Origin of the sequence: Streptomyces pacificus (assembly GCF_011766325.1) — a bacterium.
Lineage (GTDB): Bacteria > Actinomycetota > Actinomycetes > Streptomycetales > Streptomycetaceae > Streptomyces > Streptomyces pacificus.
The window spans coordinates 49,097-68,564 of record NZ_BLLG01000008.1 but is presented as its reverse complement, the minus strand read 5'-3'; the positions used below and the strand labels follow the sequence as shown (position 1 = coordinate 68,564).

The following is a 19,468-nucleotide window of genomic DNA, read 5'->3' as shown; positions in this document are numbered from 1 at the left end:
TATGAGCAAGGGGGAACGCGGGCCGGTCGCCCACCGGGTGCCCGACCTGGCCGCGCTGGAACTGCTGCTCGCGGTGGCCCGCCTCGGCAGCCTCGGGCGCGCCGCCCGGGAACTCGGTGTGAGCCAGCCCGCGGCGAGCAGCCGGATCCGTTCCATGGAGCGGCAGCTGGGCGTCGCGCTGGTGGACCGCTCACCGCGCGGCTCCCGGTTGACCGATGCGGGGGCGCTCGTCACGGACTGGGCGCGCCGGATCGTGGAGGCGGCCGAGGCGTTCGACGCCGGGGCGCAGGCGCTGCGGGACCGGCGCGACTCCCGGCTCAGGGTCGCCGCCAGCATGACCATCGCCGAATACCTGCTGCCCGGCTGGCTGATCGCACTCCGCCGGCAGCGCCCGGGCACGGCGGTCTCCCTGCTCGCCGGCAACTCGGCGGCGGTCGCCCGGCGTCTGCTGCGCGGCGAGGCCGATCTCGGCTTCGTCGAGGGACTCTCCGTACCGGAGGGCCTCGACGGGGTGATCGTCGGCCACGACCGGCTCGTCGTCGTCGCGGCACCGGGGCACGAGTGGACGCGGCGCCGCTCTCCGCTGCCGCCGGAGCAGCTCGCCGCGGCCCCGCTGGTGCTGCGCGAGCGGGGTTCGGGCACCCGGCAGGTCCTCGACGCGGCGCTCGCCGCCCACGGCGGTCTGGCCGAGCCCCTGCTGGAACTCTCCTCCACCACGGCGGTGAAGGCCGCGGCGGTCAGCGGCGCGGGTCCCGCGGTCCTCAGCGAACTCGCGTTGACGGAGGAACTGGGGTCCCGCCGCCTCGTCCGCGTCCCCGTCGAGGGGGTCCGTCTCCGCCGGGACCTCCGTGCGGTCTGGCCCCACGGCCATCGACCGGCGGGCCCGGCCCGCGACCTCTTGTCGCTGACCCGGTCCGGAGGCTGAGGTCCGCCGACGGGGCGCGCCGTCGGCGGGGATCTGCGCGAGCGCTGCGCCGGACGGCCTCCTGCCGCCGGGGCGGGGATCAGGACGCGGCGCGGACGAGGCCCGCCATCACGCGGGTGTCCTCGGCCATCTCCGGGTGCCATTGCACCCCCAGTACCCAGACGGGGTCCGGGAGTTCGACGGCCTCCACGGTGCCGTCGTGGGCGTGCGCGGAGACGACGAGGCCGGTGCCGAGCCGGTCCACCGACTGGTGGTGGTACGTCGGCACCGACGACTCCTCGGGTACCAGCGCGGCGTAGCGCGTGCCCGCGACGGGCGTCACGGCGTGTCGGCCGAAGGCGCCGACGGCGTCCACGTGCCCGTCGAGGTGCTGGACGAGCGTGCCGCCGAGGGCGACGTTCAGCAGCTGCATGCCCCGGCAGATCCCCAGCAGCGGGGTGCCGGTGTCGAGTGCCGCGCGGATCAGGGCGAGTTCCCAGGCGTCCCGTTCGCGGGCCGGCGGTCCGGTGCGCGGATCCGGGTCGGCCCCGTACCGCACGGGCTCCACGTCGGGCCCGCCCGCGACGACCAGCCCGTCCAGTCGTGCCACCGCCGCCGCGGCCCGGCCGGGTGCGTCCGGGGGCAGCATCGCGGCGATGCCGCCGGACGACTGGACGAGGCGCGGATAGCCTGCGGGCAGCAGTGCGGCGGGCAGCCGCCACACGCCCCACGAGGCGTCCTCCAGGTAGGTGCTGACGCCGATGAGTGGCTGGGTCACGGTCGGGGTTCCTCCGGTCGTGGTGAGGGGGTGACGGGTGCCCGGTCGCGCGCGGCGCCCCAGGCCCCGGGTGTGCGCTTGCTGCTGCTGCTGCTGCCGCCGCTGCCGCTGCGGTCGGTGGTCGGCGGTGGCGGATGCGCGGGCTCGGCTGTCCATGGTCCGGTGTCCGGCACCCCGGTGTCTCGTAGCCGGAATCCGGTGTCGGTGTCCGGTGCCGGCGTCCGATCCGGTACCTGATCCGATGGCCGGCAGCTGGTATCCGTGGCTGGCGTCCGATAATCGGTGTCTGGTGTCTGGTGTCTGGTGTCCGGTGCCCGGGTTCGAGGGACCCGGACACCGGACCGGCCGATCAGTCGCGGGCCAGCTCCGCCTCGGCTGCGGCGAGGGCCGCGAACTCCTCCTCCGGGGCACGGGCCACCAGGCGGTGCCGGCTGTAGAAGGCGAAGTAGGCGAGGGCGACCCCGTACACGGCAAGCGCGATGAACGCCGCGTCCTTGTCCACCAGGAAGGTCGCCACCAGCGCGGACAGCGCGAGGGCGAAGGCGGCGGACGAGGTCGCCACGCCGCCGGGGGTGCGGTACGGGCGTGCCAGATCCGGCTCGCGCCGACGCAGGACGATGTGGGACAGCGCCATCATCGCGTAGCTGATCGTCGCTCCGAAGACGGCGATGTTGAGCATCCGGGCCCCGTCCCCGGTTCCGGCGGCCAGTGCGAAGCCGATGGCGCCGGGGATCAGCAGACCGAGGTACGGCGACTTGCGGCGGCTCGTCAGCGAGAGGAAGCGGGGCAGGTAGCCGGCCCGGGAGAGGGCGAACAACTGGCGTGAACCGGCGTAGATCAGCGAGAAGAACGAGGCGACCAGGCCGGCGAGTCCTGCGTAGTTGACGAAGCGGCTCAGCGCGGTCGGGTCGCCGTCGCCCTGGAGTGCCACGACCAGCGGGTTGCCGGCCTCCTGGATCGCGGCGGAGCCGCGGGCGCCGGTGGCGGCGAAGAACGTGATCAGGGCGAGCAGCACCAGGATCGACATCGACAGCGCGAGTGCCTTGGGCATGGATCTGACCGGGTCCTTGGCCTCCTCGGCGGCCAGCGGTACGCCCTCGACGCCGAGGAAGAACCACATGCCGAACGGGAAGGCGGCCCAGATGCCGAGCAGCCCGAACGGCAGCCAGGAGTTGGAGCCCAGCGCGCTCTCGTCGACCGGGATGTCGTTCAGCCCGCTCACCTGGAAGTCCGTCAACGCGCCCAGGGCGAAGATCAGCAGCGCCGCGACCGCGATCGCGGTGACGACGAGACTGAAGCGCAGGGCCTCGCCCACGCCCCACAGATGGATGCCGATGAAGACCGCGAAGCAGGCGAGGTACACCGGCCAGCCGGACTCCAGCCCGAAGAGCCCGAGCGATTCGACGTAGTCACCGATGAAGATCGAAATAGCGGCGGGGGCGAGGATGTACTCGATGAGGATGGCCGTGCCGGTGAGGAAGCCGCCCCAGGTGCCCAGGGCCCGCCGGGCGAACCCGTAGCCGCCGCCTGCGGTCGGCAGGATGGCCGACAGCTCTGCGAGCGCGAAGACGAGGCAGGCGTACATCACGCCCATCAGCACGGTGGCGGCCGCGAGACCGCCGAAGCCGCCCTTGGACAGTCCGATGTTCCAGCCGGAGAAGTCGCCGGAGACGACGTAGGCGACGCCGAGCCCGGTGAGCAGCAGCCAGCCGGCGCTGCCGCGGCGCAGGGTCCGGCGTTCGAGGTAGTCGTCCGGTGCGGCGCTGCCGCTCCCCGTGGTCTCGGTGTCTTCCAGTGTCATGGCAGAGCTCCCGCGTCGGACCCAATGGAATGAAGCCATACCTTTGCGGTGGTCCTGGGGGTAGCGCAAGACCCGTGCGTTACTTTCGGATGACGGCCGTCCGGTCTCCGGCGGTGCGCGGCGGCCTGCCCGGGGCCGCGTCCGCCGTGCCCAGGCCCGCCGTGCCCCGGCCCGCTGTCCCCCGGCGCCGCCCGGGGGCGAAGCACCCCCGCGGCCCCGTGCCCCGCGGCCCCGCGGCCTCGGGCGGGCCGCGTGGGGGACGCTTATGCGAGGAAGCCGCGCAGCAGGGCCGCCGTTCCCTCGCAGTGCTCGCGCATCGCCTCGCGCGCCGCGCCCGCGTCGCCCGCCAGGACCGCCTCCACCAGCGCGATGTGCTGCTGCTGGGAGTGCTCCAGGTTGCGCACCAGCAGCGGGATGCAGTCGAGCAGGTCGTTGAGGGCCGCCCGGACCGCCGCGTACTGCGTGGTCAGCATGGGCGAGCCGGACAGCTCCGCCAGGGTGAGATGGAGCAGGGTGTCGCACCGCCGGTAGTCGTCCAGGGGTGCGTCGTGGGTGGCCGTCAGCGCCGTGCGCAACCGCCGGGCGCCCTCGTCGGGGAGCCCGTGCGCCGCGCACAGCCCCGCCGCGCCGACCTCAAGGACCTCCCGGAAGCGCAGGGTGTCCTCGACGTCGACGGCCGCGATCCGGCGCCGCAGTTCGTCCTCGCCCTCGGTGCGCGGGCGGTGCAGCACGAACGTCCCCCCGTAGCGGCCGCGGCGGCTCTCCACCAGGCCTTCCTCCTGGAGGACCTTGAGTACCTCGCGCAGGGTGACCCGGCTGATGCCCATGCGCTCGGCGAGTTCCCGTTCCGCGGGCAGCCGCTCGCCGCCGGCCACCAGGCCCAGCCGTACGACCTGCAGGATCTGCTCCAGGGCCTCCTCGAAGCCGTTGCCCCCGCGCACCGGCCGCAGCACGGACGTGAGGCGGTCCCCGGGCTCGCTCTTCTCCGGCATGTTCGCGGTTCCCCCTTCCCAAGCAATGGTATTCAGCAATACCTTATGGCTCCCGGTTGACCTTAGGAGGCGCAATCCCGTGGCAGACCGCACACCCCCGCTGACCGTCGAGGAGCTCAGGTCCCTCGTCGCGAGCGGTGAGATCGACACCGTAGTCCTGGCCTTCCCCGATATGCAGGGCAGGCTCCAGGGCAAGCGGTTCGCCGCCCGGTTCTTCCTCGACGAGGTCCTGGAACACGGCACGGAGGGCTGCAACTACCTGCTCGCCGTCGACACCGAGATGAACACCGTGGACGGCTACGCGATGTCCTCCTGGGAGCGCGGCTACGGAGACTTCGCCATGCACCCCGACCCGGCCACCCTGCGCCGCGTCCCCTGGAACGAGGGCACGGCCATGCTCGTCGCCGACCTCGCGTGGAACGACGGCACCCCGGTCGCCGCCGCCCCCCGCCAGATCCTGCGCCGCCAGCTGGAGCGCCTGGCCGAGCACGGCTGGACCGCGCAGGTCGGCACCGAGCTGGAGTTCATCGTCTTCAAGGACAGCTACGAGCAGGCCTGGGACCGCGGATACCAGGGCCTCACCCCGGCCAACCAGTACAACATCGACTACTCGATCCTCGGCACCGGCCGCATCGAGCCCCTGCTGCGCCGGATCCGCAACGAGATGGCCGCCGCAGGGCTGACCGTCGAGTCGGCCAAGGGCGAGTGCAACCCCGGCCAGCACGAGATCGTGTTCCGCTACGACGAGGCCCTCGTCACCTGCGACCAGCACGCGATCTACAAGACCGGCACCAAGGAGATCGCCGCCCAGGAAGGCGTCTCCGTCACCTTCATGGCCAAGTACAACGAGCGCGAGGGCAACTCCTGCCACATCCACCTCTCGCTCACCGACGCCGACGGCCGCAACGCCATGGCGGGCGACGGACCCGGCGGCATGTCGGACGTCATGCGGCACTTCCTCGCCGGCCAGCTCGCCGCCCTGCGCGACTTCTCCCTGCTGTACGCGCCGAACATCAACTCCTACAAGCGGTTCCAACCCGGCTCCTTCGCCCCGACCGCCGTCGCCTGGGGCCACGACAACCGGACCTGCGCGCTGCGCGTCGTCGGCCACGGCCGCTCGACGCGCTTCGAGAACCGGCTGCCCGGCGGCGACGTCAACCCCCATCTCGCCGTCGCCGCACTGATCGCCGCAGGACTGCACGGGATCGAGCAGAAGCTGGAGCTGCCCGAGGCCTGCGCGGGCAACGCCTACAGCGCCGGCTACGAGCACGTCCCGGCCACCCTCCGCGAGGCCGCCGAACTCTGGGACAACAGCACCATCGCCAAGGCCGCCTTCGGGGACGAGGTCGTCGCCCACTACCGCAACATGGCGCGGGTCGAACTCGACGCGTTCGACGCCGCGGTCACCGACTGGGAGCTCCGCCGCTCCTTCGAACGCATGTGAGGCACCCCGTGTCGCAACCGTACGCACTCGATGTGCTCAACCCGGCCACCGAGGAAGTCATCGCCAGCGTCCCCGGCGCGGACGCCGCCGCCGTCGACGCCGCCGTGCGCCGCGCGGCACGGGCCCAGCGGGCCTGGGCGGCCGCGGCCCCCGCCGACCGCGCCAGGCTGCTGCGCCGCTTCGCGGCCGCCGTCGACGACCACATCGAGGAACTCGCCCTGCTCGAGGTCCGCGAGGCCGGGCACACCCTCGGCAACGCCCGCTGGGAGGCCGGCAACGTCCGCGACCTCCTCGACTACTCCGCCGGGGGAGTGGAACGCCTCACCGGCCGGCAGATCCCCGTCCCCGGCGGCATCAACCTGACCATCCTCGAACCGCTCGGCGTGGTGGGGGTCATCGCCCCCTGGAACTTCCCCATGCCCATCGCCGCCTGGGGCACCGCGCCCGCGCTCGCCGCCGGCAACGCCGTCCTCCTCAAACCCGCCGAGGCCACCCCGCTGACCGCGCTGCGACTGGCCGAACTCGCCCTGGAAGCCGGCCTCCCCGAGCACCTCTTCCAGGTGCTGCCCGGCCGTGGCGCGGTCGCGGGCGACGCGCTGGTGCGCCACCCCGGCGTCGCGAAGATCGTCTTCACCGGCTCCACCCGGATCGGCAAGCAGATCATGGCGCTCTGCGCCGAGCGCGTGAAGCGCGTCACCCTCGAACTCGGCGGCAAGAGCCCCAACATCGTCTTCGCCGACGCCGACATCGAGGCCGCGGCCGCCGCGGCACCGACGGCCTTCCTGGACAACAGCGGACAGGACTGCTGCGCCCGCACCCGCATCCTGGTGCAGCGCCCCGTCTACGACGACTTCCTCGACCGCCTCGCCCCCGCGCTGAAGTCGGTCGTGGTGGGCGACCCCGCGGACGAGGCCACCCAGATGGGCCCGCTCATCTCCCGCGCCCAGCTGGACCGCGTCCGCTCCTACGTCACCGACGACCTCGCGACGGTACGGGGCAGCGCGCCCACCGGTCCGGGCTTCTGGTTCCCGCCCACCCTCGTCACCGGCGTCCCGCCCGAGGCCCCCGTCGCCACCGACGAGGTGTTCGGCCCGGTCGCCGTCGTCCTGCCCTTCGACGACGAGGAGGACGCCGTACGCCTCGCCAACGCCACCGAGTACGGGCTCTCCGGCTCCGTCTGGACCCGCGACGTGGGCCGGGCCCTGCGGGTCACCGGCGCCGTCGCCGCAGGCAACCTGTCCGTCAACTCCCACTCCAGCGTCCGCTACTGGACCCCCTTCGGCGGATACGGGCAGTCCGGCCTCGGCCGCGAACTCGGCCCCGACGCCCTCACCGCTTTCACCGAGACCAAGAACGTCTTCATCAGCACGGAGGCCTGAGAACCCATGAGCACCGCCCACAACGACACCCCCGTCTGCCGCCGGCTCGTCGGCCGCACCGCCGTCATCACCGGTGCCGGCAGCGGCATCGGACTGGCCACCGCGCGCCGTCTCGCCTCGGAAGGGGCCCACGTCGTCTGCGGCGACATCGACGAGACCGCGGGCAAGGCCGCGGCCGAGGAGGCCGGCGGGACGTTCGTGAAGGTGGACGTCACCGACGCCGAGCAGGTGGAGGCGCTGTTCCGGACCGCCTTCGACACCTACGGCAGCGTCGACATCGCCTTCAACAACGCCGGCATCTCGCCCCCCGACGACGACTCCATCCTGGACACGGGACTGGAGGCCTGGAAGCGGGTCCAGGAGGTCAACCTCACCTCCGTCTACCTGTGCTGCAAGGCCGCCATCCCCTACATGCGGCGCCAGGGCCGGGGCTCCATCATCAACACGGCCTCGTTCGTGGCCCGGATGGGCGCCGCGACCTCCCAGATCTCGTACACCGCGAGCAAGGGCGGCGTCCTCGCCATGTCCCGGGAGCTGGGCGTGCAGTTCGCCCGCGAGGGCATCAGGGTCAACGCGCTCTGCCCGGGGCCGGTCAACACCCCGCTGCTGCAGGAGCTGTTCGCCAAGGACCCCGAGCGGGCGGCCCGCCGTCTGGTGCACATCCCCGTCGGCCGGTTCGCCGAAGCGGAGGAGATGGCCGCGGCCGTGGCGTTCCTCGCCAGCGACGACTCGTCCTTCGTCAACGCCACCGACTTCCTGGTCGACGGCGGTATCTCGGGCGCGTACGTCACTCCTGTGTAGGGGTGCCCAGGTGCCCAGGTGTGTAAAGGGGGCAGGCCGCCACCCCGTGGAGAGGCGCGCTCCGCCGCGCCCCGCGCGGACACCGGACGGGCGCCGCCGGGCGCCCGCCCCGGGCGGCGGGATCCGCCGCTATGCCTCCCCTCGGGCGGGAGGCGGCCCGGGCAGGCCTGCGGTGGGAGGAAGCCCGGGCGGCCCGGGTGCCGGAACGGGGCGGGGCGTCGGCGGAGGCGTCGGCGGTGGCGTCGGCGGTGGCGTCGGCGGAGGGGCGGCTCCCGTGACGGTGGTGGTCACCGGCGAGAGCAGGCCCCCGCCGGGGCCGCCGTGGGCAAGCCGGCTCCCGGAGCCGGTGGATCACAGGAAGGTACGGCCCTCGCCCCGGTAGGTCGGGACCGCGGCCGTCACCCGCCCGTCCTCGACCAGGTGCAGCGAGTCGAAGCGCTCGCACAACTCCCCGGCCTTCGCGTGCCGGAACCACACCTTGTCGCCGATGAGCAGATCGTCCGCCGCCGGCCCCAGCAGCGGCGTCTGCACCTCGCCCGGCCCCTCCATCGGGTCGTAGCGCAGCCCTTCCGGCAGACACGGCACCGGCAGCCGGTCCCGGCCGGCGGTGCCCGAGGCCGGATAGCCGCCGCCGAGCACCGTCACCACGCCGACGCCGGGCCGCCGCACGACGGGCTGGGCGAACAGCGCCGCGGGCCGTCCGGTGAACGACGTGTAGTGGTCGAAGAGCCCCGGCACGAACAGCCCGGAGCCCGCGGCTATCTCCGTGACCGCGTCCTCCGCCGCGGTGTGCTGCACACTGCCGGTGCCGCCGCCGTTCACGAACTCCAACTCCGGTGCCACCGCCCGCACCGCCCGTACGGCCGCCGCTCGCCGCTGCGCGAGCTCGCGCCGGGCCGCGGACTGCATCAGGCGGACCATCCGCGAGCGCAGCGCACTCCCCGGGACCGCGTCGGCGACTCCCGCGACATGCCCCTCGTACGCCATCAGCCCCACCGGCCGGAAGCCGGGCCGGGCGGCGACCGCGCGGGCGAGCGCGGCCAGGTCCTCGGGTGTGCGCAGCGGCGAACGCCGGGCGCCGAAACGGATCCGGCCGCCCAGCAGATGCAGCGAGGTGTCCAGGTCCAGACAGACCCGGATCTCCTGCGTACCACCACCCCGGGCGCGGTCGACCAGGTCCAGCTGCGCGGGATCGTCGACCACGACCGTCACGGCGGACGCGAGCCCGGCGTCGCCCGCCAGTTCGGCGAACCCGGCGCGGTCGGCGGACGGATACGCCAGCAGCACGTCGGGGAAACCCGCCCTGGCGAGCCAGATCGACTCCTCCAGCGTGTACGACAGGACCCCGGCGAACCCGTCCTTCGCCAGTACCCGCTCCAGCAGCGCCCTGCACCGCAGGGACTTGCTGGCCACGCGGACCGGCTTCCCGGCCGCTCGCCTGACCAGGTCCGCCGCGTTGGCGTCGAACGCCTCCAGGTCCACGACGGCCAGCGGCGCGTCGAGGTGTGCGGTGGCCCGGTCGTACCGGGTCCCGAGAGCGGCACGGGGAGTCATGCGCAGAGCCTGCCAGACCGGTCAGGCGGAGGGTAGTAGGACCTTCTGCGCAGATCCCCCGGGACGCCGAACCCGCTCCCTCCCGGCGCTCTCCAACCCGTAGAGTGAGGGGCCGCGACGACGAACGGGCCTGCCCCGAAAGGCGATCCGGCGAGGGTAGAAGGACCAGGAAACGGGGGGCGGATGAGCACCGAGGCGCAGCGCCCACGCGTCCCGCCCCGCCCGCCCCAGGGCCCGCCGGCTCCGCCGGCCCACGCGCCCACCTCCGCCGAGACGACGACCCGTCTCCGCCCGATCACCGACTCCACCCCGGACCCCCGCATCTCCGCCCCTCCGGTGCCCCGCCCTCGCGCCGCGTACCCCGGCGCCCGCTCAGCCCCCCGAACGGAGCCACGCCCGGACAGCCCCCCGGGCCAGACGGTCCCGGTGCCCGCGCCCCGCGCCGCGAGCGAACCGGTCAGCGCCTCGGGGGAGGCCGTCCGCCCCCGTGGTGAGTCGGTCGGTTCCCGCGGCGGACCCGCGGGTGCCCGGAACGGCCCGTCCGGCTCGGGAGCCGGCGCGACGGCCGCGGCCCCCGGCCCGGAAGCCGCCCTCCCGCCGCGGTCGCCGGCCCCTCGGGCAGCGGTGAGCAGCCCGATCGCTCCCCCGCCCGGCGGTGCGCGACCGGGCGGTGCGAAGGGAGGGCCGTCCCGCCCCTCGGCTCCGGCGGGCGCCGGCCGGCGTACGGAGGCCCCCGGGCCCTGGGGAGCGCGGCCGGGCGGACCGGCCGGGCGCCCCGGTCCGCCCCCGGCACCGGCGCCGCCCCCTTCCTCCGCCGTGCCCCCTTCCACCGGCACGCACCCTTCCTCCGCCGTGCGCCCTTCCTCCGGTGCGCAGTGCTCCTCCGGGCAGCGCACCGTCTCGGGCCCCCAACGGGTTCCGGGCGCCCCTTCGGGGCCGGGCGCCTCGGCGAGTCCGGGCCCTTCCGCTCCCGTCAGCCCTTCGGGTCCCGGCCGTTCCGCCGGTTCTGCGCCCTCGCCCTCGGGCGCCTCGGGCGTCCGTCCCGGCGTGGCCGCGGAGCCGGGCCTTCCCGGTGCGTATGCGCCATCCGCTCAGGGGCGGCCCGTACCGCAACCTCCGGGTTACGGGAGCACCGCCGGTGCGCCCGCACCCCGCGTCCCGGAGGAGATACCCCCGCGCCCCCTCCTGCCTCCGCGTGTCGGCGCCGTGCCCGCCGCAGCCGCGGGACCTGCGGCGTCCCCGGTGCCCGCGGCCCCATCGGCGGCGACCGCACCCGGTGCTCCCCGCACGGCACCCCCACCCCCCATACCCGGTGCACCCGCCTCCGCCGCTCCGCCACCCCCTCCGCGGACTCCGGGGGGCGGTCTTGCCGCAGGACTCACGGGAACCCCGGCAACCCCGGGAACCTTGGGCAGCCCCGGCAGCCCCGGCAGCCCCGGCAGCCCCTGGCCCTGGATGACGCACGATGCGCCCCCCGGCTCCCATCCCCCCGGCTTCCCTCTCAGCCCCCACCCCGGCGCGGCTCTTCCCGGCGCCCCCGCCGGGGCTTTCGCCGAGACCCTCGCCGAGCCCTCCGCGCGGCTCCGCCGCGTCCGGGAGCGTCGCCCCGCGAGAGCCGTGGCCGCCCTCGTCTGCGTCGTCCTCGGACTCGGGCTGATCGGTGGAGCGGTCGCCGGGAGCTGGCTCGTGGACGATCCGGCCGCGTCACCCGCCTCTCCGTCCCGCTACGCCGACGTACGCGCCCTGTGGCACAGCGTTCCCGTCGACACGCTCTTCCCCCGCACGATCAAGGGCGAGGGAGCGGGGCCCGGTGGCGCGGACCGGGTGTGGACCCGAGTGGCGGTCGCGCCCGACGGCCCCTGCGCCGGCGCCTTCGACCCGCTGCTGCTGAAGGCGCTCCGGCCGGTCGGCTGCCTGCGGGTCCTCCGCGCCACCTACACCGACGCCACCGCCTCCGGTGTCACGACCGTCGGCATGGTGGTCACCGAGGCCGACCGGAGCGCCATGGTGGACCTGTCCCGAAGGTTCTCCCAGGAGGACCTCGACGAGCGGGCCGACCTGATGCCCCGCACCTACCCGGTGCCCGGCACCGTCGCAGCGGGCTTCGGGGACCGCCAGCGGGCCAGCTGGACCGTCCGTGTGCTCACCGACGCGCCCGTCGTGGTCTTCGCCGTGTCCGGGTTCGCGGACGGCCGCCCCGTGGCCGAACCCGTGCCGGCCGCCGAGGCGACGGTGCCCGGCGAGACCTCCGCCGCCGCCCAGGCCGGCCTGGGCCACGAGGCCAGGGGAATCGCGGACCGCGTCGAAGGCGCCCTGCGCGAGTCCGCCACCTCACCGGAGCGCCCCGAATGACGGCCGCCCGCCTCGGCATCGGCGCCGGGTCACGGCGGCTCCCGGGAGCCGTACGCCTCAACACCGTTGGGTGGCCCAGGCGGTTCCTGGGAGCCGTCGCGGCGGCCGTCGCCTTCTCGCTCGTCTCCACCGCACCCGCACAGGCCGACGGAATCCGGGCCCGGCAGTGGGCCCTGGACACCCTGCACACCGAGGAAGCGTGGCGCACGACCAAGGGCGCGGGCATCACCGTCGCCGTGCTCGACACCGGCGTCGACGACAGCCATCCGGATCTGGCGGGCAGCGTCCTTCCCACCAAGGACCTCGTCGGGTTCGGGGCGGAGCGGGGCGACCGCGCCTGGGCCCGCCACGGCACCGCGATGGCCGGGATCATCGCGGGGCACGGCCATGGCACCGACCGTGACGAGGGAGTGCTCGGCATCGCACCCGAGGCGAAGATCCTCCCCGTGCGGGTGATCCTCGAAGGCGCCGACCCCGCCCGCACCAGGGCCCGCAAGACGCGCGGCACCGCGCTCGCCCAGGGCATCCGCTGGGCCGCGGACAACGGCGCCGACGTCATCAACCTCTCCCTCGGCGACGACAGCGAGTCCGCTCATCCTGACGCGGGTGAGGACGCTGCCGTCCAGTACGCCCTCGACAAGGGCGCGGTCGTCGTCGCATCGGCGGGCAACGGGGGCGAGAAGGGCGACCACATCTCCTACCCGGCGGCCTATCCCGGTGTGATCGCCGTCACGGCCGTCGACCGCTACGGCACCCATGCCTCCTTCTCCACCCGGCGCTGGTACGCCACCGTCAGCGCCCCGGGCGTCGACGTCGTCATCGCCGACCCCGACGGCAGGTACTACGAGGGGTGGGGCACCAGTGCGGCGTCCGCCTTCGTCTCCGGTGCCGTCGCGCTCGTCCGGGCGGCCCACCCCCGGCTCACCCCCGCCCAGATCAAGCGGCTCCTCGCCGCCACCGCCCGCGACGGCCCGAAGAGCGGACGCGACGACGCCAGGGGGTACGGCATCGTCGACCCCGTCGCCGCGATCCAGCAGGGCGGGGGGCCGGTCCCGGGCGACACCGACGCGAAGGCCGCGCCCGGTCAGGGCCACCGCGGGCAGTACTTCGGCACCGGCCCGGACGACCCCTCGGCGCGGTCGCGCGGCGGCTGGCTCGGCCCGGTCTCCGGCGGCCTCGGAGCGCTGCTGCTGGCGGCGGCGATCGTGCTGTGGCGCGGAGGCCGCCGGACATGACCGCGCACCGCGGGGCATGCCGGGCGACGCCGGACGGACACGGCCCGGTAGTCCCGCCCCGGAGCGCCGGAGTCGGCCTCGTAGCGGGGGGCGGGTGCGGCTCGGTCGGGGCGCACCGGTCCGGCCCAGGCCCGTGGCCCGGCCCTCGTCCCACCCGGGCCCGTACCCCCCCGGATCCGTTCCGCGCCTGTCCGCGCCTCCGCGCCTCCGCGCCCCCGCGCCCCCGCGCCCCCGCGCACTCTGCGTGTCCGCGCCCCCCATGCCCCCGCCTCCGGGCACCGCAGCCGACGAACTAGGCTCGTCGCGTGGCGCTCAAGAACATTCCCGACCCCGGCTACTCCGACGACGACGGGACCGCCGACCCGGCCCTGGCTGCGGCACTCGCCGCCTGGGCACAGGACCGGAGCGCGGAGCGGCCCGTGCTGGAGGCGCTCAGGGGTGCCCGGCTCCTGGTGCCCGTGGTCGCCGTGCTCGGCGAGGTCGAGGAGGACGAGAAGGGGCTGCGCCGCGAGAAGACCAGCGATATGGCGGTACCCACCCTGACGGCGGGCAGCCGCCGCGCGCTGCCCGCGTTCACCTCGACCGCGTCGCTCGCCCTGTGGGATCCGCAGGCCCGGCCCGTCGCCGTCCCTCTGCACCAGGCCCTCCAGGCAGCCGCCCACGAGAAGGCCGACACGGTGGTCCTGGACCTCGCAGGCCCGGTGCCGTACGAGCTGACCGGCGCCGCTCTGCTGGCCCTGGCCGAGGGGCGCACCAGCACCGATCCGCTGGCCGACCCTTCCGTCACCGGGGCGGTACGGGCGGTGGTGGCCGCCGAACCGGCCGTGCTCCGCGCCCACCTCGGCCCCGGTGCCGCCGACGGCACGCTGGCCCTCGTGCTCGACGCGGACGCCTCCCCGGCCGGGGCCGCCCAGCGCGTGGCCGGCGCCCTCGCGGCGGACGAGACACTCAGGGCCCGGCTGGTGCGCGGACTGGACCTCGCCCTGCTGCCCGCGTCGGCGCTGCCGCCCGGAGAACCCCTCTATGTACGGGAACGCTGAGGGGCTGAGGGGCTGAGGGGCGGGAAGGGGGAAGGGGACGAGGACGGGGGCGGTGGGGGCGGTGGGGACGGGCCCGGGGTGACGCCCCCGTGGCGGGAGTGCGGTGGAACCCCCTGCGTACCGGGTCGGGGGCACCGCATATCGTGTGCCCCATGAGTGACGCGACCCCTACCCCCGAGCAGCCCGCGGGCGAACAGGCTCCCGACTTCGCCGCCATGGCCCGCGACATCGCGGAGGTCCCCGCCGTCGAGGTGATCGTCACGGTCGCGGTGAATCTCATGAGCGCCGCCGCGGTGAAGCTGGGACTCACCGAGGAGGGCGACGAGCACAAGGACCTCGACGAGGCCCGGAAGCTGGTCCACGCGCTCGCCGGGCTGCTGGACGCGGGTGCCACCGAGATCAGCTCCTTCCACGCGGCACCGCTGCGGGACGGCCTGAAGTCCCTCCAGTTGGCCTTCCGCGAGGCCTCCGTCGTACCCGACGAGCCGGGCCGGGGCCCGGGAGAGAAGTACACCGGGCCGGTCTACGGCTGACCGGTGCGGTGCGGTGCGGGCCGGCCCGCTCGCTCTGCCCGGGGGCCGGCCCGCCGCGTAGCCTGCCGGAGCCGCGCACGCCGCCGCGGCTGAGCGCGCCGCCCCTCCGCCCGGCCCGAGCGGCCGGGCGTCCTGATGAGCCCGTCCGGCCCGGGCGAGCGGGGCATTCCGTCCGTCCCGTCCGGCCGAGCCGGGTACCCACCGGGCAGCCCGCCCGCACCGCGGTTCGCCCCTGCGGGCCGTAGCTGCTAACCTTGTGTGACGACCGGCCGGACACGGATGTGTCCGGCCCACAAGTGGAGGCTCCGATCTCCCACCTGGCCGCTCTCACGGGCGGCGGGTCACCGGTCAGGCGGCGCCCATCGTTCCGTACGGACGATGGAGCCGTCCGAAACGCGCCCCGCGGTCGACGCGGCGGTGCTCCGGTAGTGCGAGGAGCCCCGTCTGTGACCCGTCGGGGCATTTTTCTTTCGCCGGCGCGGTTGGTCCGTACAGAAACAGACGTTGCGCGGCTGTCCGCCAGACCGTCGCGTGGTGCTACCGAGGAGGATCCATCAGCGCCGAGCCCCGCATCAACGACCGGATTCGCGTTCCCGAGGTGCGACTTGTCGGTCCCAGCGGCGAGCAGGTCGGGATTGTCCCGCTTGCCAAGGCCCTGGAGCTTGCGCAGGAGTACGACCTCGACCTCGTCGAGGTGGCGGCCAACGCCCGTCCGCCGGTCTGCAAGCTCATGGACTACGGGAAGTTCAAATACGAGTCGGCCATGAAGGCCCGTGAGGCGCGCAAGAACCAGGCGCACACGGTCATCAAGGAGATGAAGCTCCGGCCGAAGATCGACCCGCACGACTACGACACCAAGAAGGGTCATGTCGTCCGGTTCCTCAAGCAGGGCGACAAGGTCAAGATCACGATCATGTTCCGAGGCCGTGAGCAGTCGCGGCCGGAGCTGGGCTACCGGCTGCTGCAGCGGCTGGCGGAGGACGTCCAGGACCTCGGTTTCGTGGAGTCGAACCCGAAGCAGGACGGCCGAAACATGATCATGGTTCTCGGTCCGCACAAGAAGAAGACCGAGGCGATGGCCGAGGCCCGTGAGGCGCAGGCCGCCCGCAAGGCGGAGCGCCAGGGGGACCGGTCCGCCCAGGCCGGGTCCGCTTCCGAAGAGCCCGCCGAGGCCTGATTCCGGGACGGCCGTCCCGGACACGAACCGATACATCTGACGCTTTCGGCCGCCGGTCCACCGACCGGCGACGAAAGCGCCACTGACGAGGAGAGAACGGCGCGATGCCGAAGAACAAGACGCACAGCGGTGCCAAGAAGCGCTTCAAGATCACCGGCTCCGGCAAGGTGCTCCGCGAGCGCGCCGGCAAGCGCCACCTGCTCGAGCGCAAGTCGTCCAAGCTGACGCGTCGCCTCACCGGCAACGCCGAGATGGCCCCGGGTGACGCCGCCAAGATCAAGAAGATGCTCGGCATCTGACTGACCTCCCGCCTCCGTACGAGCGGGGGCTTCCGGGCAGAACCGGGACCAATTCGTTTCCGGGCCGTGTGAGGACAACCACGGCCCCGCTACAAGGAGTCAACAAGTGGCACGCGTCAAGCGGGCAGTCAACGCCCACAAGAAGCGCCGGGCGATCCTCGAGCAGGCCAGCGGCTACCGCGGTCAGCGCTCTCGTCTGTACCGCAAGGCGAAGGAGCAGGTCACCCACTCCCTCGTCTACAACTACAACGACCGCAAGAAGCGCAAGGGCGACTTCCGGCAGCTGTGGATCCAGCGCATCAACGCCGCCGCCCGCGCGAACGGCATCACCTACAACCGCTTCATCCAGGGTCTGAAGGCCGCCAACGTCGAGGTGGACCGCAAGATCCTGGCCGAGCTCGCGGTCAACGACGCCAACGCGTTCGCCGCGCTCGTCGAGGTCGCCCAGAAGGCGCTCCCGAGCGACGTCAACGCCCCGAAGGCCGCGGCCTGACGGTCGCGTCCCACCGGACCAAGCCCGGACCAAGCCCGGACCACGCCCGGACCCGCAGGCCCACGGTCTGCGGGTCCGCGTGTGTTGCGGACCGATCCCCGCGCGAGCATCCGCGCGCGAGCCCGTACCACCCGGCGAGTACCGCGCCGACCGCGCACCGCCGGGCAGCGCAAGGAAGTGAGAGCCCCCATGGGGACCCCCGAGCTGATCTCCCCGCGGTCTCCGCGGGTCGTCGCCGCGCGGCGGCTCGCCAAGCGGAACTTCCGTTCCAAGGAGCGGCTGTTCCTCGCCGAGGGGCCGCAGGCCGTGCGGGAGGCGGTCGGGCACCGGGGCGGCGACGGCCGGGCGGCGCTCGTCGAGCTGTTCACCACCGTCGAGGCCGCCGAGCGGTACGCGGACATCGTGGAGGCAGCCCGCGCCTCCGGCGCCCGTATCCACCACGCCCCCGACCCGGTACTGGCGGAGGTCTCCCAGACCGTCACGCCGCAGGGCCTCGTCGGGGTCTGCCGTTTCCTCGACGCGCCGTTCGAGGAGATCCTCGCGGCGGGCCCGCGGCTCGTGGCCGTGCTCGCGCATGTGCGCGACCCCGGGAACGCCGGCACGGTGCTGCGGTGCGCCGACGCGGCCGGTGCCGACGCCGTCGTGCTCACCGACGCCTCGGTGGACCTGTACAACCCCAAGTCGGTCAGGGCCTCGGTCGGCTCGCTGTTCCACCTCCCGGTGGCGGTCGGGGTTCCCGTCGAGCGGGCGGTGAGCGGACTGAGGGGCGCCGGGGTGCGCGTCCTCGCCGCCGACGGCGCAGGAGCGGACGACCTGGACGGCGAACTCGACGCCGGGAACATGTCCGGGCCCACCGCATGGATCTTCGGCAACGAGGCATGGGGCCTTCCCGAGGAGACCCGGGCGCTCGCCGACGCCGTCGTGCGCGTGCCGATCCACGGCAGGGCGGAGAGCCTCAACCTCGCCACCGCCGCCGCGGTCTGCCTCTACGCCTCGGCCCGCGCCCAGCGCTCCCCGGGCGGTCGCGCCGCCGTGCCTGCCTGCTGAGGCCGGTCCGTCCCGGCCGTGGGGTGCCTGGCGCCCGCACTGCCGTCACCGGTGACCACCGGTGACCACCGGCCGTCCGCCGCCGGCACACCCGCCGTCCGCCGCAGTCAGCGCCCCGTCCGCGGCGGTACCGCGCCCGGCCCCCGGCTCCGCCCGCGAGCCCCGTCCCGGCACGGGCACCCCCGCGGGCACGGGAGCGCCCGGGGCATGCGGTCCGTATCTGCGGTCAGGGCCTGCGCCGCCCCGCCGGCCCGGGTCCTCCTGCCGGGTCCTCCTGCCCGGGACCGCCGGCTGGGGCCGTCGCCCGGGACGCAGGGTGTCGCTCCGTCAGCTCCGACTAGTAGGGTGGCGGACTCGGGGACCCACTGCACCGGTTCGAGAGGTGGGGTACTGCGGATGACTGTCGGCACGAGCGGGCCCGGGCCGTCGGGCGCGCTCCCGGCGTCGGCGTGCGCCGAGGAGGGCACGGGCGTGGGCATCGGCATCGGCCCGGACGACCTCCCCGACGGCCTCGTCGTCGCCGACGAGCACGGCCGGATCATCTGCTTCAACGCCGCGGCCGCGCGCATCACGGCCGTCCCCGCGGACCGCGCCCTCGGCCGCCCGCTGGACCACGCGCTGCCCCTGGAGGACCTCAAGGGCCGCCGCTGGTGGCCGCTCACCGACCCGTACGGAGGCCTCGCCACCAGGGTCGGCCAGCCCGAGCGCAATCTGCTGCTGCCCGGCGGCCGGGAGGTCCTGGTCTCCGTCCGCTATGTGCGCCAGGCGCCCACCGGTCCCGTGCGGCGCGTCGTCGTCAGCCTCCGCGGCACCGAAGCGCGCCGCCGCACCGAGCGCAGCCACGCCGAGCTGATCGCCACCGTCGCCCATGAGCTGCGCTCGCCGCTGACCTCCGTCAAGGGCTTCACCGCCACCCTCCTCGCCAAGTGGGAGCGCTTCACCGACGACCAGAAGCGGCTGATGCTGGAGACCGTCGACGCCGACGCCAACCGCGTGACCCGGCTCATCGCCGAGCTCCTGGACATCTCGCGCATCGACTCCGGAAGGCTGGAGGTGCGGCGCCAGCCCGTGGACCTCGCGGCGGCCGTGGGCCGCCATGTCCAGGCGTACACGGCCGGGGGCCTGTCCCCGGACCGGTTCTTCGTCCGCGTCCACCACCATCTGCCCGACCTGTGGGCGGATCCCGACAAGATCGACCAGGTGCTGGGCAACCTCCTCGAAAACGCGGTGCGCCACGGCGGGGGAACCGTCACCATCGAGGTGGCGCCGGCGTGCGGCGTGAACGACGAGAAGGGAACGGCCGTCACCGTGAGCGACGAAGGCCCCGGTATCCCCGAGCAGTCGATGAGCCGTGTCTTCACCCGCTTCTGGCGGGGGAGCAAGCGCGGCGGCACCGGCCTCGGCCTGTACATCGTGAAGGGCATCGTCGAGGCGCACGGCGGGACGATCAGCGTCGGCCGGGGACCGGGCGGCGGTGCGGAGTTCCGCTTCACCCTGCCCGTCGGAACGCCCGCCTATCTCATCTGACAAGCGCACCGGCAGCCCGCGGGCGCGTTCGCGTACCGTCACCCCGTTAGACTCGTCCTTTGGCACCTTTGCGTCCTCGGTCGTCGAGCGGGGGCACCAGCCACCCCATCGG

The 19,468-nt window shown here is 74.3% G+C and carries 17 protein-coding genes; 13 read left to right on the top strand and 4 right to left on the bottom strand.

Translation table 11 applies throughout. The annotated features are described in order from the left end of the window. Position 1 precedes the first annotated feature (1 nt). Positions 2-925, top strand: coding sequence for a LysR family transcriptional regulator (locus SCWH03_RS15385; RefSeq protein ID WP_173264808.1), 924 nt, complete (start codon positions 2-4; stop codon positions 923-925). A 79-nt stretch (positions 926-1,004) separates the two neighbouring features. Here SCWH03_RS15385 and SCWH03_RS15380 read toward each other — a convergent pair whose 3' ends face one another. The 3 genes from SCWH03_RS15380 to SCWH03_RS15370 form a co-directional block, all read right to left on the bottom strand. After that, a complete protein-coding gene (locus tag SCWH03_RS15380; RefSeq protein ID WP_173264807.1) occupies positions 1,005-1,682 on the bottom strand; it encodes a gamma-glutamyl-gamma-aminobutyrate hydrolase family protein in 678 nt (225 codons plus the stop codon). Between the two features lie 349 nt (positions 1,683-2,031). Next, a complete protein-coding gene (eat, locus tag SCWH03_RS15375) occupies positions 2,032-3,483 on the bottom strand; it encodes an ethanolamine permease (RefSeq protein WP_173264806.1) in 1,452 nt (483 codons plus the stop codon). Between the two features lie 263 nt (positions 3,484-3,746). Next, positions 3,747-4,475, bottom strand: a complete 729-nt coding sequence (locus SCWH03_RS15370; RefSeq protein ID WP_173264805.1) for a FadR/GntR family transcriptional regulator — start codon at positions 4,473-4,475, stop codon at positions 3,747-3,749. A gap of 79 nt (positions 4,476-4,554) precedes the next feature. On the opposite strand from SCWH03_RS15370, the gene SCWH03_RS15365 reads away from it, so the two are divergent. Genes SCWH03_RS15365 through SCWH03_RS15355 form a run of 3 tightly spaced genes read left to right on the top strand, consistent with a single transcriptional unit; the run spans position 4,555 to position 8,099 of the window. Beyond that, positions 4,555-5,919: a glutamine synthetase family protein gene (locus SCWH03_RS15365; protein WP_173264804.1), complete on the top strand. Its 1,365-nt coding sequence runs from the start codon at positions 4,555-4,557 to the stop codon at positions 5,917-5,919. A gap of 8 nt (positions 5,920-5,927) precedes the next feature. Further along, the gene (locus tag SCWH03_RS15360) at positions 5,928-7,298 is read left to right on the top strand and encodes an aldehyde dehydrogenase family protein (protein WP_173264803.1); all 1,371 of its coding nucleotides are present in this window, start codon (positions 5,928-5,930) and stop codon (positions 7,296-7,298) included. A 6-nt stretch (positions 7,299-7,304) separates the two neighbouring features. Next, a complete protein-coding gene (locus SCWH03_RS15355) occupies positions 7,305-8,099 on the top strand; it encodes a 3-oxoacyl-ACP reductase (protein ID WP_173264802.1) in 795 nt (264 codons plus the stop codon). A gap of 351 nt (positions 8,100-8,450) precedes the next feature. Here the strand turns inward: SCWH03_RS15355 and SCWH03_RS15350 are convergent, their stop codons facing one another. Next, positions 8,451-9,653, bottom strand: coding sequence for an amino acid deaminase/aldolase (locus SCWH03_RS15350; RefSeq protein ID WP_173264801.1), 1,203 nt, complete (start codon positions 9,651-9,653; stop codon positions 8,451-8,453). Between the two features lie 1,455 nt (positions 9,654-11,108). Here SCWH03_RS15350 and SCWH03_RS15345 point away from each other — a divergent pair. The 9 genes from SCWH03_RS15345 (at position 11,109) to SCWH03_RS15305 (ending at position 19,356) form a co-directional block, all read left to right on the top strand. Beyond that, positions 11,109-12,005 (top strand): hypothetical protein, encoded by an 897-nt coding sequence (locus SCWH03_RS15345; RefSeq protein WP_173264800.1) that lies wholly within the window; start codon positions 11,109-11,111, stop codon positions 12,003-12,005. After that, entirely contained in the window at positions 12,002-13,240 is a 1,239-nt protein-coding gene (gene mycP / locus SCWH03_RS15340; protein WP_254076773.1) for a type VII secretion-associated serine protease mycosin, read from the top strand. Before SCWH03_RS15345 ends, mycP begins: the two co-directional genes overlap by 4 nt. A gap of 305 nt (positions 13,241-13,545) precedes the next feature. After that, positions 13,546-14,280, top strand: coding sequence for an SseB family protein (locus tag SCWH03_RS15335; protein ID WP_173264799.1), 735 nt, complete (start codon positions 13,546-13,548; stop codon positions 14,278-14,280). 152 nt (positions 14,281-14,432) lie between these two features. Beyond that, positions 14,433-14,813 (top strand): DUF1844 domain-containing protein, encoded by a 381-nt coding sequence (locus SCWH03_RS15330; protein WP_173264798.1) that lies wholly within the window; start codon positions 14,433-14,435, stop codon positions 14,811-14,813. 553 nt (positions 14,814-15,366) lie between these two features. After that, a complete protein-coding gene (infC, locus tag SCWH03_RS15325) occupies positions 15,367-15,990 on the top strand; it encodes a translation initiation factor IF-3 (RefSeq protein WP_173264949.1) in 624 nt (207 codons plus the stop codon). Between the two features lie 104 nt (positions 15,991-16,094). Beyond that, positions 16,095-16,289 carry a 50S ribosomal protein L35 gene (gene rpmI / locus SCWH03_RS15320; RefSeq protein ID WP_017945471.1) on the top strand — a complete coding sequence of 65 codons (195 nt, stop codon included), beginning with the start codon at positions 16,095-16,097 and terminating at the stop codon, positions 16,287-16,289. A gap of 106 nt (positions 16,290-16,395) precedes the next feature. Beyond that, positions 16,396-16,782, top strand: a complete 387-nt coding sequence (rplT, locus tag SCWH03_RS15315; RefSeq protein WP_017945472.1) for a 50S ribosomal protein L20 — start codon at positions 16,396-16,398, stop codon at positions 16,780-16,782. A 189-nt stretch (positions 16,783-16,971) separates the two neighbouring features. Continuing rightward, entirely contained in the window at positions 16,972-17,829 is an 858-nt protein-coding gene (locus tag SCWH03_RS15310; protein WP_173264797.1) for a TrmH family RNA methyltransferase, read from the top strand. Between the two features lie 396 nt (positions 17,830-18,225). Next, a complete protein-coding gene (locus SCWH03_RS15305) occupies positions 18,226-19,356 on the top strand; it encodes a sensor histidine kinase (protein ID WP_173264796.1) in 1,131 nt (376 codons plus the stop codon). Positions 19,357-19,468: the final 112 nt, after the last annotated feature.

Coding starts and splice junctions, on each gene's coding strand:
- SCWH03_RS15385 (WP_173264808.1), top strand. CDS start 2: ATGAGCAAGGGGGAACGCGGGCCGGTCGCCCACCGGGTGCCCGACCTG.
- eat (WP_173264806.1), bottom strand. CDS start 3,483: ATGACACTGGAAGACACCGAGACCACGGGGAGCGGCAGCGCCGCACCG.
- SCWH03_RS15370 (WP_173264805.1), bottom strand. CDS start 4,475: ATGCCGGAGAAGAGCGAGCCCGGGGACCGCCTCACGTCCGTGCTGCGG.
- SCWH03_RS15355 (WP_173264802.1), top strand. CDS start 7,305: ATGAGCACCGCCCACAACGACACCCCCGTCTGCCGCCGGCTCGTCGGC.
- SCWH03_RS15350 (WP_173264801.1), bottom strand. CDS start 9,653: ATGACTCCCCGTGCCGCTCTCGGGACCCGGTACGACCGGGCCACCGCA.
- SCWH03_RS15345 (WP_173264800.1), top strand. CDS start 11,109: ATGACGCACGATGCGCCCCCCGGCTCCCATCCCCCCGGCTTCCCTCTC.
- mycP (WP_254076773.1), top strand. CDS start 12,002: ATGACGGCCGCCCGCCTCGGCATCGGCGCCGGGTCACGGCGGCTCCCG.
- SCWH03_RS15330 (WP_173264798.1), top strand. CDS start 14,433: ATGAGTGACGCGACCCCTACCCCCGAGCAGCCCGCGGGCGAACAGGCT.
- rpmI (WP_017945471.1), top strand. CDS start 16,095: ATGCCGAAGAACAAGACGCACAGCGGTGCCAAGAAGCGCTTCAAGATC.
- SCWH03_RS15310 (WP_173264797.1), top strand. CDS start 16,972: ATGGGGACCCCCGAGCTGATCTCCCCGCGGTCTCCGCGGGTCGTCGCC.
- SCWH03_RS15305 (WP_173264796.1), top strand. CDS start 18,226: ATGACTGTCGGCACGAGCGGGCCCGGGCCGTCGGGCGCGCTCCCGGCG.